The sequence below is a fragment of the Streptomyces turgidiscabies Car8 genome, from assembly GCF_000331005.1.
In the GTDB taxonomy this organism is placed as follows: Bacteria; Actinomycetota; Actinomycetes; order Streptomycetales; family Streptomycetaceae; genus Streptomyces; species Streptomyces turgidiscabies.
Window position 1 is genome coordinate 1 of sequence record NZ_AEJB01000456.1, and the last position, 12,933, is coordinate 12,933.

The following is a 12,933-nucleotide window of genomic DNA, read 5'->3' on the forward strand; positions in this document are numbered from 1 at the left end:
GTCGCCGCCACCCGCGTCTTCTACGACGCCATCGCCGAGGACTACTTCGACCGCTACCGTTCCGGGCTCGCCGCCCAGCCGCTGGAGCGGGCCGTGCTCACCGCGTACGCCGAGTTCGTACGGGGTTCAGCGGACCGGGGTGCAGTCGGCGGCCAGGTCGCCGACCTCGGGTGCGGGCCGGGATGGGTCACCGGGTTCCTCGACTCGCTCGGGCTGTCGGTGTTCGGGCTGGACGTGTCGGCGTCGATGCTCGCGGTGGCCCGGCGGGAGCATCCGGGGATCCGGTTCGAGCAGGGCTCGATGCTGGAGCTGGACCTCGCCGACGGAACGCTCGCCGGGGTCGTCTCCTGGTACTCGAGCATCCACACCCCGGCCGGTCAACTGCCCGCCCTCTTCGCCGAGTTCCGTCGGGTACTGGCGCCGGGCGGGCAACTGCTGCTGGGCTTCCAGGCGGGGGACGTGCACAAGCACCACGACCAGCCCTTCGGACGCCCCGTGTCCATGACCTTCCAGCGGCGCCGGCCCGAGCGGATCGCCGAACTGCTGACGGAGGCCGGGTTCACCCTCACGTCGCAGACCGTACGGGCTGCGTACGAGGAGGCCGGGGAGACCTCCGCGCACGCGTTCCTGATGGCCCGCAGAGTGTGAGGGTCAGGAGTTCCAGCGCACCTTGAAGACCCAGGCGTGCTGCCCGGCTTCCCGGGCCGCCACGGGGACGTCGATCCGCAGCGCGCCGTTGCTGACGGTCCAGGTCAGGGGCCGGTCGTGGCCGAGGTCGGGGACGGTCAGAGCGACTGGCTCAGTATCCGTAGTCCTCGGGGTCCGGAAGAGGCTTGTAGTCCTTGTACGACTGCCACTCTCCGGGGCGGTCCTGGATCACCTGCAACAGCTCGGCGAAGAGCTTCGGGTCGTACAGCACCCCGCTGATCTCTTGGGGAACCTGGACGTCGTTGATCACGGCGGTGGGTGTGCCCGGGCCCTGTCCCTGACTCCGTTCCTCCGCCGTGCCGACGCGTTCGTACGCTCTCTCGGAGGCGGTGACGAAGGAGCGGTACTTCATCGTCTTCACCGCCGACTCGAAGGCGGGGGTGCGCAACCCGTCGACCTTCTGGGCCAGTTGGAGGAGGCGGGTGTCCGTGAACCCGTCGACCGCCTCCTCGGGCTGGTTGGCGTACAGCACGTCGTGGTACTCGGCGAACCTGCCGACCTCCAGGGCCGCCCTGAGCGCGTTGGCCGCCTTCTTCGAGCCGCTCCCGCCCATCCTGTCGTCGAGGAAGGAGGCCAGGGTGTACTCGGCCTTCACCTCCCGGCGCAGCACGGCGTCCTGGAGTTCCGGGCCGGCTCCGGTCGTCTCGAACTCCTCACAGACCGGGCAGCGCATGTCCTCGTACATGTGCACGGTCACCTCGGCTGTCGGGTCGCCGACCGTGATGGTCGTCCCGCTCACCGCGAGCTTCTCCGGAACCTGCGCCAACGTGTCGTACGGCTCCGGATCCCCGTACCTCTGCCCGCATCCCGCGACGAACGCCATGCCTACTACGGCCATGGCCACTCCCGCGACCGCCGTCGTCCTTCTCGACGCGGCGAACCGCCCCCCGTGCCTCACACGCACCTGTTGCCTCCCCAGCAATCAGCGTGACCCTAGGGCATGTTCATGCGGAACGCACAGGCATATCGGTGCGGGCCACGGTTCGGCTGAGGGCCTCCTCCCTCAGATCGCCCCCGCCGCCGCCAGTGCCGCCACATACCCGAACGTCATCGCCGGGCCGATCGTCGAGCCCGCACCCGCGTAGCTGTGGCCCATGACGGCGGCGCTGGCGTTGCCGGCGGCGTACAGGCCGGGGATCGCCGTACCGTCGGCCCGCAGTACCCGTGCCCGGGCATCCGTCCGCAGGCCGCCCTTGGTGCCGAGGTCGCCGGGGACGATCCGGAAGGCGTAGTACGGGGGTAGCCACAGGGGCGCCAGGCAGGAGTTCGGGAGGACCGCCGGGTCCGTGTAGTAGTGGTCGTACGCGCTGTCGCCGCGCCCGAAGTCCGTGTCGTCGCCGTTCAGGGCAAGGGAGTTGAAGCGGCTGACGGTCGTACGGAGGGCAGCGGCCGGGACACCTGTGGCGGACGCCAGGGCGTCGACCGTCCACGCCTTGTACACGGCACCGGAGTTGTACCAGTCGGCCGGGAGTACGAAGGTCGGGGTGACGTCCTTGAAGAGGTAGCGGTTGCGGTAGTTCTGGTCGACGATCAGCCAGGCCGGGATGTCCGGGTCGGTGCCGTTCCGCTCGTACATGGTGTGGACGACGTCACTGTAGGGGCCGGCCTCGTTGACGAAACGGGAGCCCGCCGCGTTGACCAACAGGCCGCCGGGGAGGGTGCGTTCGGCCAGGCAGAAGTACGGGTCGCCGGGGAGCGGGATCGCGGGACCCCACCAGGCGTCCTCCATCAGGGCGAGGGAACCACCGGCCCGCTCGCCCGCCCGGATCCCGTCCCCCGTGTTCTCCTTCGCGCCGACCGTCCACTCCGTACCGATGGGCTGCTGCTGGTACTGGGCACGCATCGCCGCGTTGTGCTCGAAGCCGCCCGAGCCGACGATCACGCCGCGCCGGGCACGGAGGAGACCGGCGGCGCCGTTGCGTGTGACGACGGCTCCGGTGACCGCTCCGGACTCCAAGTAGAGGTCCGTGAGCGGGGTGTTGAGCCAGACGGGCACTCCTGCCGACGCCAGCCCCGCACGGAGTCCGCCCGCGAGGGCCTGCCCCATGGTGAGCGGGGTCTGCCCCTTGAGGGCCGCCTTCGTACCGCGCGCCAGACACTCGACGGCGACGGCGGCGCCCTTCACGTTCACCGCGGCGAGGGCCAGCCACTTGTAGTCGGCGCTGAACACGACCATGCCCGAAGGGACAGCGAGGTAGGGCGGGTTGAGGTGGGCGAGTTCGGCGCCCAGGACGTTTCCGTCGAGCTGATCGGGCTCTATGGAACGGCCGTTGGGCAGGCCGCCGGGCAACTCCGGGTAGTAGTCGCTGTATCCCTCCATCCAGCGGAAACGGAGCGGGCTGTTCGCCATGACGAAGGAGAGCATCGCGGGCCCGTGGGCGAGGAAGGCCTGCTGGCGGGAGGCGGGGACATCCGGTCCGACGACGGCCGCGAGGTAGGCGGCGGCCTTGGCGGGGGTGTCCGGTACCCCGGCCGCCAGGATCACAGGGTTGTTGGGGATCCAGATCCCGGCACCCGAACGGGCGGCGGACCCGCCGAAGGTGGGCGCCTTCTCGACGACGACGCAGGTCAGCCCCTGCTTGGCGGCGGTCAGCGCGGCGGTCATCCCGGCGGCCCCCGCCCCGACGACCACGACGTCGTACGTCCCGAGGAGGGGCGGCGGGGCGAGGGCTGCGGCCTGGGCCGTGCCCGTACCCACCCCGACGGCAACACCCGCTGCGGCGGCACCGGCCAACACGCCTCGCCTGGAAGGAAGTTCAGTACGTCTGGTTGAGTCCACTTCTGGGTTCATGGGGCGGGAATGTCGTACTTGGGTCTTGTGAAGTCAAGCGCCATGCACCCGCGGAACCTGGTAGGTCTTCGTGTATGGAGTTTCTCTGCTACCACCGCGACCGCGCCGATTCCGGGGCCCTGCGCGACGAACTGCTCGAAGACCACTGGTCGTACATGGACGGGTACGCCAAGGAGATGATCGCCCGCGGCCCGACCCTCACCGACGACCGCGAAACCGCCACGGGCAGCGTGCACATCCTCGACCTGCCGGACACCGCCGCCGCCCGCGCGTTCGCCTTCGACGAGCCGGGCTACCAGGCCGGCGTCTACCGTGACGTGCTGCTCCGCCGGTGGCGCAACACGCTGGGCCGCACGATGTGGGAGTTCCCCGGCGGCCCGACCGACGGCGACGGGTACCTGGTGATCGGCCTCGGCAGCGGTGAGGCGACCGATCTTGCCCTGCCGCCCATCAGTGACGACCTGATCGCCTACGGGCCCCTGCTGTCCGACGACGGCGACACCTGGCTCGGCACGGCGGCGCTCCTCCGGGCACCGGACCCGGTCACGGCCCGCGCTGTCCTCTCGACCCCGGAGCGCTATGCGGGCATCGAGGTGCACAACTGGCAGTTCGGGGGGCGTTCTTGAGCGCACGCTTCCAAGCGGTCGCCCCCGTGGTCAGAACCCCAGTGCTCAGGTTGTCGCCGGGGGCAGGCTGACCAGGCATGAGAGGGACCGGTGGGTGACGCGGCCCCCAGTCCGGTGGCAGCAGGGCCCAGGAGCCATGCCTGAGCCATTCTCCGAAGTGGATCGGCCGGGCACCGTCGACGTGATCCAGGGACAGGGGGACGATCCGGTCGCAGGTCGCCCGCCCGTCCCACCACACCGTGCCGGCCGGCGGACCGGCGAGCACCAGCAGGGTGGAGAAGCCGCAGCCGTACTCCTGCAAGACCACACTGCCGGCCGTCTTCAACTCCTCGAACCTGTCCGCCTCGTCAGCCGCCAGAGGGCGACAACCACCGCGTCCGCTACGGGAGGGAGTCCAGAAACGGACGTTCGTGCGTGCGCATCAGCTCAATCACCCGTGCGTACACAGCGTTGTCCTCGACGAGGAGGGCCATGCGCGTGTTGATGTTGTAGATGGCACCCAGCGCAACCTCCGTCCGCAGGACAACCCAGCCCGCCTCGGAACCATCCCATAGACAGTGGTACTCGGCGGCCTCGTCTGTCACTCGGTCTGGCTCCATTCTGAGATGTTACGCAGACCCAACTCGCCTGTTCTCGAACCCATGGTGAGCGGGAGTTCCGCCCACACCGTCTTGCCGACCTCCCGCTCCGCCACGCCCCACGTACGGGCGAGCACCGACACGATCATCAGGCCCCTGCCGGACTCGTCGATCTCCCACCGGGGCACCATGCGCAGTCGCCGGTCACCCCGCGTATCGCTCACCTCGATACGCAAGGTGGCCTCCGGGAGCAGCAGGAGGCGGAGTTCGAAGTCCCGCCCCGGTACGCGGCCGTGCGTGACGGCGTTCGCGGCGAGTTCGGCGACGACGTGCTGTGCGGTGTCGTTCGCGTCGCTGTCGTGCGGGTATCCCCACTCGGCGAGTTGCTGGGCGGTGAGGCGTCTGGCGAGGCGGGCGCATCGCGGGGTGCAGCTGAGGCGCTGGGTCAGTTCGTCGGTCGGGGCGGGGAGGGGGGTGGAGATTTGTGAGTTCACGTCACTGAGCGTGGCCGGTTCGTCCTACCCTGACCAGGGGCGACGGTGGACTCCGGGTATCCGTACGGGTGCGGTGGGTCAGGGGTACGGGTTGTCGGCCGTGACCACGACGAGGTGAGGGCGGTGGCGTACGTGACTGAGGATGCCGAGCGAAAGCCGGAGACTCCGGCTGAGGAAGACGGTACGACGGGGTTGTTCACGGCCCTGGGCAAGATGCTCAAGCGTCTGCGGGAACGGGCTGGGCTGACGCAGAGGCAGTTCGGAGAGATGGTGGGGTACGGGCCGGATGCCATCTCCGCGATGGAGCGCGGGGTGCGGATCACGAGGCCCGATCTACTGAGGAAGGCGGACGAACTCCTCAACGCGGGTGGCCTGTTGGAGCAGGCGATCCCTGAGGTCGAGGAGGCGATGAAGAAGGTACGGACTCGTCATCCCGAGTGGTATCAGGGCTACGCCAATCTGGAGAAAGTGGCCGTCTCGCTGCACGACTACAGCACGATGTGTCAATCCCCTCGATTTGTGGAGACCTTCCTATGCAGCCAGTTCCTCGGTGAGGCTGGCCTGATAGCTATGTTCGTAGTCGATCGGGCTCTCGAAGCCACACACGCTGTGTAGCCGACGGCTGTTGTAGAAGTCGGTGATCCAGGTCGCGATCCGGATCCGGGCCTCGGTGCGTGTGGCGAAGGTGTGTCGGTGGACGTACTCGACCTTCAGCACGCTGTTGAATGCCTCGCTGACGGCGTTGTCGAAGCACGAGCCGACCCGGCCCATGGACTGGAAGACGCCCAGCCGGCGGCAGGCTCGGCGGAACCTCCGAGAGCCGTACTCGCTGCCGCGGTCCGTGTGGAAAATGACGCCGCGCACGTCCCCGCCGCGGGTCGCCACGGCCATGTGCAGGGCGGCCACCACCAGTTCGGCATCGTGACGGGCACCCATCGCATACCCGAGCAGGCGGCGGGAGAACAGGTCGATGACCGTGGCCAGGTAGAGCTTGCCCTCGCCGGTCCCGATCTCCGTCATGTCCCCGCACCAGACCAGGTCGGGTGCCTCGGCGGTGAAGTCCCGCCGTACGAAGTCCGGGGCGGCCGGCCGCTTGCCCGGCCGGGTCAGCCCCCGCCGTCTGCACACCTTCCGTGCGACCAGGCCGAGCTCGGCCATGATCTTCGCGATGGTGTTCACCGAGACCCGCCAGCCCTGCCTCACCAGCCTGATCCAGATCTTCGGCGAGCCGTAGGTGCCGCCGGAAGTGTCGAACTCCTCCTCCACCGCTTCGATCAGGTGCTGTCTGCGCAGCTCACGCCGGGTAGGTCGGCGGATGCGGTGCTTGTAGAACCACGACTCGCTCACGCCCAGGGCGCGGCAGGAGACGCGGTGCGAAATGCCGTGCTCGGTCCTGAAGTCGCTGATCACCCCGACGACGGACGCCGGGTCCGCCACGGCTACTTCACCCACAGGACCATGCAGCGTTTGAGGACATCACGCTCCATGCCCAGCTCCTTGTTGTCCCGCCTGAGCTGGGCATTCTCCCGTCGCAACCGCTCCAACTCGTCGCTCCCGCCAGCCGGTACGGTCCCTGCCCGACGGGCGCGGGAGACCCAGCTCGCCAGGGTGGCCTCGTTGATCCCCAGATCCTCGGCGACCTCCGCGATCGTTTTGCCGGTCTCCGTGACGATCCGTACGGCCCCCTCACGGAACTCCGGATCGAACTTCCGTCGCTTCTCCGCCATGACTCCCAACTTCCCCTGCAGTCAGGGTCTTCACGCTACGAGGGGAGGGACAATGGGCGTGCTCGGGCTGTTGCAGACGGAGGACTATGCAAGGGCAGTCTTCACGCAACGGCACCCACCGCACGATGAGGCGACGATCGAGAAGCTCGTGGCCGACCGCCTCTCGCGACAGCAGCTCTTCGAGCGGTGGCCACCGGCGGAGTGCAGCTTCGTGATGGAGCAGGCGGTGGTTGAGCGACCCATCGGCGGACCCGATGTGTACGCAGGACAGTTACAGCAGTTGCTGCACGTTGGTCGCATGCGGAACGTGCAGCTGCAGGTAATGCCGACCGGACGCCACGAACATCCTGGTCTGGGTGGCTCGTTCACCTTGCTTATCCCCAAGAGGAAAGAGCAGGTGGGGTATATGGAGGTCCAGGGGTACCCGAAGCTGATCACCGACCGAGAAGAGGTCCGCATCCTTGCCGCCCGTTATGGGATCATCCGAGCGCAGGCGCTAACTCCATGCGAATCCCTGGCCCTGATCGAGAAGATGCTGGAAAAGCCATGACCATAGAGCAGTTGAGCTGGTTCAAGTCGACCTACAGCGATGGCGAGGGCGGCCAGTGCCTCGAAGTCGCCTACACCTGGCGCAAGTCCAGCCGCAGCAGCGGCGGGGGCGGCGACTGCGTAGAGGTCGCCACCTGCCCCCACGCCATCCACCTCCGCGATTCCAAGAACCCCACCGGAGGGCACCTCACCCTCTCCCCCACCACCTGGTCCGCCTTCCTCCGTCAGGCCTCTGTGTAACAGCTGTGCTGCGTACGCGGCCGGGGTGGATTTCCGGGGGTCTACGGCGGTGATGATCGGGACATGACCACGATCACCCGCGCCGCCACAGCGGCAGCGATCTGCGCGGCGGTACTGCTGACCGGCACCGCCTGCTCCAGCGACGGCAACGGCCCGAAGACCTCGGCCCCGGTCACATCCAAGCCCACCGCCTCCGCCAACCCCGCCGCCGACGTTGAGGAGCCCAACGGCGACACCGTCACCGAGGCTCCGAAGATCGGCCGGAAGACCATCGCCTCGTTCGCCAACGGGCAGTTCGGCCGGGTCATCCCAGTCAAGGGCGGACTGCGTAAGGGAACCCTCGGGATCGCCCTGAACTGCGAAGGAAAGGGCACCGTGACGGTCGAGGTTCCCTATCGCGGTATGACCTTCACCGAGGAGTGTGCGGACGGCAAGGTCGCCGCCAGCTACAACGAGACCGAGGTCAGCGAGGCGGACCCGGACGCGTCGTACATCCACGTCACCGGTACCTCCGGGGTGCGTTGGTCGGTGTCCGCCGGGCAGTGACCAACGCACCCGGCGCCACCCGTACCCCGGATCGGTGGTCGCGGCGCTAGGTGTTCGCGACGCCGAGCAGGCGCAGGACAGCCAGAACTCGGCGGTGGTCGGCGTCTGCCTTGGGCAGGTCGAGCTTGGTGAAGATGCTGTTGATGTGCTTGGCGACCGCGCTGTCGCTCACCACGAGTTCGGCCGCGATCCCGGAGTTGGACCGGCCTCCCGCCATCAGCGCCAGCACCTCGCGTTCGCGCGGGGTCAGCCGGTCGAGCGGATCGCTGTGGCGACGTATCAGAAGTTGGGCGACGACCTGTGGGTCCAACGCGGTGCCGCCGGCCGCGACCCTGCGTGCCGACTCCGCGAACTCCTCGACGTCGGCGATCCGTTGCTTGAGCAGGTAGCCGACGCCGGACGTGTTCGCGGCGAGGAGATCGGTCGCGTACCGCTCCTCCACGTACTGCGACAGCAACAGGACGGAGGTGTCCGGCCACTGCCGGCGGATCACGAGGGCGGCTCGTACGCCCTCGTCGGTGAAACCGGGCGGCATACGGACATCGACCACGGCAAGATCCGGCCGGTGCTCCTCGACCGCCGCGAGCAGCCCCGCCGCGTCGGCCGCCTCGGCGCACACCTCGAAGCCGGCCATCTCCAGCACCTTGACCACCCCGATCCGCAGCAGGACGGAATCCTCGGCGATCACGGCGCGCACGGCAGCTCCACGGTGACGACGGTCGGGCCCCCGACAGGGCTGCGGCAGGAGAACGTACCGTCGACGGACGCGACGCGCTTGGCGAGTCCCGCGAGCCCGGTGCCCGAGGCACCCGAGGGGTCCGCGCCTCCCACCCCGTCGTCCGCGACGGCGACCACCAGTGTCCCCCTCGTCTGCTCGACGGTCACGTCCGCCTTCGAAGCCCGGGCGTGCTTGACCACGTTTGTCAGGGTCTCGGAGACCACGAAGTACGCGACCGCCTCGACAGTGGGCGACGGGCGCCGCTCCAGACTCACGGACAGGCACACCGGTATGGGGAGTCGGGCGGCGACTCCGGATAGGGCGGCGTCGAGACCGCGGTCCTCCAGAACCGCCGGATGCAGGCCGCGTACCAGGTCGTTCAGCTCCGAGATCGCCTCCTTCGCCTCGCGGTGCGCCTCGTCGATCACCTTCCGAGCGTCCTCCGGCAGATCACCCAGGGTGGCCTTGGCGAGGCCGAGGTTGACGGCGAGCGCGACCAGCCGTTGCTGCACCCCGTCGTGCAGGTCACGCTCGATCCGCCGCCGCTCGGCGTCAGCCGCATCGACCACGCCTGCGCGGCTCTCGGCGAGGTCCGCCACCCGTCGGGTCAGTTCCTCCTCATGACTCGGCCCGAGCAGCGCCATCGCCGCGCGGGTGTCCCGGCGGGCCAGCCCGTTCGCCAGCCAGGCGGTCGCATAGAGCAGGGCGACGCCTACGACGGTGACGTACGCCGCCTCGACCGAGTAGCCCGCGTCCTCCGCCCACTGCCACGGGGTCACCCAGAGCCACACGTAGATGGAGGCCGCGACAGCTCCCGCCGCCCACAGCGCGAGTACCAGCAGGCCGCCGAGCGCGCACAGCGGGCCGACGAGCAGGTGGTAGCGCAAGCTGCGGCGGCCCGGCGGCGAGCGCAGCCATTGCCGGATGCCATGCGGTCCGGGCCGCTCCGCCAGACCTGCGGGCGTCGGGACGACCACGCCCAGCCGGTCGCGGAAACGTGCCCGCTGCGCCCGGGTGAGCAGCGGGCCGACGAACACCACGGCGGCAGACGGCACCACGACGGCCACCGTCACGGCCCACAGCGCCGTCGGCACGAAGTAGATCCACGGCAGCGCCAGGACCAGCAGCACGCCGAACTGGATCGCGATGCCGACACAGTGGAACGCGGTGGCACGGCCGGCGCCCCCGAACGGCCGCCGCAGAAGGCCCGGTTGCCACGCTCTGTAGTGCATGCCCGAACAGTAGAGCCGCCGGCCACCGCCGGGCCATGACGCCTGCGCCCGGCTCCGGGGTGCACTTTTCTCCACCCCCAAGACGGATATCTGCGTGACTGACGACGCCTGGGCGCGCGACGGAGGCTGGAGGCCGTAAGCGAGGAGCACGCGGGAAGGGGAGCGAGAGCATGCGTCAACTTGCCTCACACACTGGGGAGTTCGCAGTCGTAAGCGGCGAGGACGAGAGTGCGGGTGAGGGTGCGGGTGCGGGTGAGCAGGAGGAGGAGGAGGCTTCGCCGGGGGCGCGGCTGGTCGGTCGGGCCGGGTGGCTGCTGGTCGCGTGCGGGCTCGTTCTGCTGCCGTGGCTGTACGTACTGGCGACCGGTCTGCCGGACACCGTGACCGTCACGCACTGGCCGGTCACCTGGGTGGGCCTCGACGCGCTTGAGGCGGTCTGCCTGGTCGCCACCGGCGTCCTCGCCACCCGTGGCGACCGGCGGTATCCCTTGGCGGCCACCGCGGCCGCCACCCTGCTCGTGGTCGACGCCTGGTTCGACACCACGACCGCGGCCGCGGGGAGCGACCTCGTCATGGCGGCAGCGATGGCACTCTGTGCGGAACTGCCACTGGCCGCACTGTGCGCGTGGCTGGCGGTCCGGGCGCCGGCCCCGGCGCCGGCCCCGGCCTAGCTCCGGCGCTAGCAGGCTGCCGAGCTCGGCGAAGGCGCGTGGGGATAGGTGGCTGACCGGTGCTGGAAGGACAGGATCTTCGGGTTCTGGACGACGCCGTCGCGGATCTCGATCGCCTTCCTCAGCGTGACGTCGGCGTCCCAGGCCGCCGGGCCCTTCATGACCTTGCGCAGATACGGCAGGAGCGCCTCGCTGATCTCCCAGGTGGCGGAGTTCCACAGGTGGGACGGGCTGTGGTCGACCGCGTAGTAGTGGCAGCCCGGCCCCACCGTGAACATGGGCTCACCGAACGTGGTCGGGCGGGCCCACCCGAAGCCCATGCCCTCGTCGCAGGAGACGTCGACGAAGAAGGTCCCCGGCCGGAACCGGGCGAGTTCCTCGTCGGTGACGAACGTGAGCGGTGCGTCGGTGTCCTGCAGGACGCAGTTGACGATGATGTCGAACCCGGCCAGGTACTCCGCCAGCGGCACGGGACCTGTCGGGGTCGATGCCTGGAGGCGCGACGGGTCGTCCTCCTGCTCCTCGAAGTGGGCCATCACGACAGACGGCATCGGCGAGGCCACGGCCGCGGCGGCACGCTGGGTGAGCACCGTGACGTCGGTGACCCCCATGGCGCCCAGTCCCGTGACCGCGCCGCGCGCCGTGGCACCGAAGCTGATGACCACCGCGCGCAGGCGGCGGCCGTAGTGGCCGGTCAGGCCGCCGAGCTGGAGGGCGTGCAGCACCGAGCAGTAGCCGGCCAGCTCGTTGTTCTTGTGGAACACATGGACGCTGAAGGCGCCCGTCGAGGTCCAGTGGTTCATGGCTTCCCAGGCGATCAGGGTCAGCCGTCGGTCGATGGCGAGCTGGGTCATCTTCTGGTCCTGCACGCAGTGCGGCCATCCCCACAGCACCTGGCCCTCGCGCAGCTCGGCGACGTCGTCGTGCGTCGGCTTGGGCAGCAGCATGACGTCGCACTCGGCGAGAAGCTGCTCGCGGGTGCGCAGCCCGGCCACGAGGGGGCTCAGCGCGTCGTCGGAGACGCCGAACCGCTCGCCGTAGCCCTGTTCGAGGAAGATCTTCTCGCGCAGGTCGGAGGCGATTCGGTCGAGGTGGCGGGGGTGCAGGGGCAGGCGGAACTCGTTCTCCTTGTGCGAGGAGGCGAGTACTCCGAGAGTCATCAGGCTCATGTGGGGCGGCTTCTTTCCGGCCGGACGCGAGGCGATCCGGCATTGCCGTTCCCCGAGGGCGACGCCGAAACGGATGACGGCGTGCGAAGTGCGCTCGGTACCGCCACCGTACTCGGTCCGGCGCACAACCCCCTACTTCTCGGGACATCCTTACGTATCACCATAAGTTACCGCTAATACGGTGAAAGTGACCGCCGGTCTCAGCGACTCAGTGTCGCCTCCACGTCCTCCCACGCCTGTCCGCTCAGCAGGGGCCGGAAGCCGGTGAAGAGGGCGAGCAGGTCCGGGCCCCACTGTGCGCGGAACACCGGGTTCACGCGGGCCAGGTCGAGTTCGTTCGCGGCGGTCAGCTCGGCGAGGTCCTCGCGGCGGCTCCGGTTCACGGGCCGGGCGCCACCGGTGAAACGGTCGTAGAACGGCGCGTTCGGGTCGGCCAGGCCCGGATAGGTGGCCTTGCGGTTCATGGCGGCGTAGACGTGGACGATCTCCTCCGCCTCCGGGCCGATCACCCTCGCCAGTTCGGCGCGACGGTCGAGGGAGAGCAGGGCGGTGGGGAAGCCGTCGGTGCCGTAGGCGGCGTGGCAGAGGCCCGCCAGGCGGAGGGCCGGCCGGGCCTCCCAGGCGGCGAGCAGCCGGTAGACCCGGCAGAGGTGGGCGAGCAGCGTCCCACCGGGGTGCCCAATCTGTTCGGCGCCCAACTGCCGTAGGAATCCCACGGTTTGGGCTGCCGTGGACGGGACGACAGCGGGAGGGGAGGGAGAGGGGGGTGAGGGAGAGGGAAGGGAAGCGGACATGGGGGTGGCGTCCTCTCGGTGCGCGAAAGGTCGGCACCCGTCCGCTCCCCACCCCTTGGTCCGGACCCCGGCGGGGGCGCGGGACGGGTT

Annotated in this window: 17 protein-coding genes; 7 read left to right on the top strand and 10 right to left on the bottom strand. The window is 69.4% G+C overall.

The window, feature by feature from the left end; translation table 11 throughout:
- The coding region (locus tag STRTUCAR8_RS33035; RefSeq protein ID WP_006380575.1) for a class I SAM-dependent methyltransferase at window positions 1-648 on the top strand (648 nt) is incomplete at its 5' end.
- A 151-nt stretch (window positions 649-799) separates the two neighbouring features.
- On the opposite strand, the gene STRTUCAR8_RS33040 is transcribed toward STRTUCAR8_RS33035, so the two are convergent.
- Window positions 800-1,546, bottom strand: coding sequence for a DsbA family protein (locus STRTUCAR8_RS33040; protein ID WP_086025830.1), 747 nt, complete (start codon window positions 1,544-1,546; stop codon window positions 800-802).
- Between the two features lie 165 nt (window positions 1,547-1,711).
- On the bottom strand, window positions 1,712-3,499 hold the full coding sequence (gene kstD / locus STRTUCAR8_RS33045) for a 3-oxosteroid 1-dehydrogenase (RefSeq protein ID WP_044473322.1): 1,788 nt from the start codon (window positions 3,497-3,499) through the stop codon (window positions 1,712-1,714).
- A gap of 74 nt (window positions 3,500-3,573) precedes the next feature.
- Between kstD and STRTUCAR8_RS33050 the strand changes: the two genes are divergently transcribed.
- A complete protein-coding gene (locus tag STRTUCAR8_RS33050; protein WP_006380585.1) occupies window positions 3,574-4,125 on the top strand; it encodes a YciI family protein in 552 nt (183 codons plus the stop codon).
- Window positions 4,126-4,505: 380 nt separating this feature from the next.
- Here the strand turns inward: STRTUCAR8_RS33050 and STRTUCAR8_RS33055 are convergent, their stop codons facing one another.
- Together STRTUCAR8_RS33055 and STRTUCAR8_RS33060 are read right to left on the bottom strand one after the other, a co-directional pair.
- Entirely contained in the window at window positions 4,506-4,709 is a 204-nt protein-coding gene (locus STRTUCAR8_RS33055) for a hypothetical protein (protein ID WP_006380583.1), read from the bottom strand.
- The gene (locus STRTUCAR8_RS33060; RefSeq protein ID WP_006380586.1) at window positions 4,706-5,197 is read right to left on the bottom strand and encodes an ATP-binding protein; all 492 of its coding nucleotides are present in this window, start codon (window positions 5,195-5,197) and stop codon (window positions 4,706-4,708) included. Before STRTUCAR8_RS33060 ends, STRTUCAR8_RS33055 begins: the two co-directional genes overlap by 4 nt.
- 45 nt (window positions 5,198-5,242) lie before the next feature.
- On the opposite strand from STRTUCAR8_RS33060, the gene STRTUCAR8_RS33065 reads away from it, so the two are divergent.
- The gene (locus STRTUCAR8_RS33065) at window positions 5,243-5,812 is read left to right on the top strand and encodes a helix-turn-helix domain-containing protein (RefSeq protein WP_234372707.1); all 570 of its coding nucleotides are present in this window, start codon (window positions 5,243-5,245) and stop codon (window positions 5,810-5,812) included.
- Here the strand turns inward: STRTUCAR8_RS33065 and STRTUCAR8_RS33070 are convergent.
- Both STRTUCAR8_RS33070 and STRTUCAR8_RS33075 read right to left on the bottom strand, forming a co-directional pair.
- Window positions 5,729-6,634: an IS3 family transposase gene (locus STRTUCAR8_RS33070; RefSeq protein ID WP_006375503.1), complete on the bottom strand. Its 906-nt coding sequence runs from the start codon at window positions 6,632-6,634 to the stop codon at window positions 5,729-5,731. The genes STRTUCAR8_RS33065 and STRTUCAR8_RS33070 overlap by 84 nt on opposite strands.
- Window positions 6,635-6,636: 2 nt before the next feature.
- Entirely contained in the window at window positions 6,637-6,924 is a 288-nt protein-coding gene (locus STRTUCAR8_RS33075; protein WP_006375510.1) for a transposase, read from the bottom strand.
- A gap of 52 nt (window positions 6,925-6,976) precedes the next feature.
- Between STRTUCAR8_RS33075 and STRTUCAR8_RS33080 the strand changes: the two genes are divergently transcribed.
- The 3 genes from STRTUCAR8_RS33080 to STRTUCAR8_RS33090 all read left to right on the top strand — a co-directional run bounded on the left by STRTUCAR8_RS33080 (window position 6,977) and on the right by STRTUCAR8_RS33090 (window position 8,259).
- A complete protein-coding gene (locus STRTUCAR8_RS33080) occupies window positions 6,977-7,474 on the top strand; it encodes a DUF5753 domain-containing protein (RefSeq protein WP_006380582.1) in 498 nt (165 codons plus the stop codon).
- Complete coding sequence (locus STRTUCAR8_RS33085) at window positions 7,471-7,713, top strand: DUF397 domain-containing protein (RefSeq protein WP_006380584.1); 243 nt, start codon at window positions 7,471-7,473, stop codon at window positions 7,711-7,713. Before STRTUCAR8_RS33080 ends, STRTUCAR8_RS33085 begins: the two co-directional genes overlap by 4 nt.
- Before the next feature lie 63 nt (window positions 7,714-7,776).
- Window positions 7,777-8,259 (top strand): hypothetical protein, encoded by a 483-nt coding sequence (locus tag STRTUCAR8_RS33090; protein ID WP_006380579.1) that lies wholly within the window; start codon window positions 7,777-7,779, stop codon window positions 8,257-8,259.
- A 46-nt stretch (window positions 8,260-8,305) separates the two neighbouring features.
- Here STRTUCAR8_RS33090 and STRTUCAR8_RS33095 read toward each other — a convergent pair whose 3' ends face one another.
- Together STRTUCAR8_RS33095 and STRTUCAR8_RS33100 are read right to left on the bottom strand one after the other, a co-directional pair.
- Window positions 8,306-8,956, bottom strand: a complete 651-nt coding sequence (locus STRTUCAR8_RS33095; protein ID WP_006380581.1) for a response regulator transcription factor — start codon at window positions 8,954-8,956, stop codon at window positions 8,306-8,308.
- On the bottom strand, window positions 8,944-10,209 hold the full coding sequence (locus STRTUCAR8_RS33100; protein WP_006380577.1) for a sensor histidine kinase: 1,266 nt from the start codon (window positions 10,207-10,209) through the stop codon (window positions 8,944-8,946). Before STRTUCAR8_RS33100 ends, STRTUCAR8_RS33095 begins: the two co-directional genes overlap by 13 nt.
- 170 nt (window positions 10,210-10,379) lie before the next feature.
- Between STRTUCAR8_RS33100 and STRTUCAR8_RS33105 the strand changes: the two genes are divergently transcribed.
- Window positions 10,380-10,880, top strand: a complete 501-nt coding sequence (locus STRTUCAR8_RS33105) for a hypothetical protein (protein ID WP_006380576.1) — start codon at window positions 10,380-10,382, stop codon at window positions 10,878-10,880.
- A gap of 8 nt (window positions 10,881-10,888) precedes the next feature.
- Here the strand turns inward: STRTUCAR8_RS33105 and STRTUCAR8_RS33110 are convergent, their stop codons facing one another.
- Window positions 10,889-12,049 (bottom strand): N(5)-(carboxyethyl)ornithine synthase, encoded by a 1,161-nt coding sequence (locus tag STRTUCAR8_RS33110; RefSeq protein WP_044473326.1) that lies wholly within the window; start codon window positions 12,047-12,049, stop codon window positions 10,889-10,891.
- 200 nt (window positions 12,050-12,249) lie between these two features.
- Window positions 12,250-12,765 (bottom strand): DUF6817 domain-containing protein, encoded by a 516-nt coding sequence (locus STRTUCAR8_RS33115; RefSeq protein ID WP_006380588.1) that lies wholly within the window; start codon window positions 12,763-12,765, stop codon window positions 12,250-12,252.
- Between the last annotated feature and the right edge of the window lie 168 nt (window positions 12,766-12,933).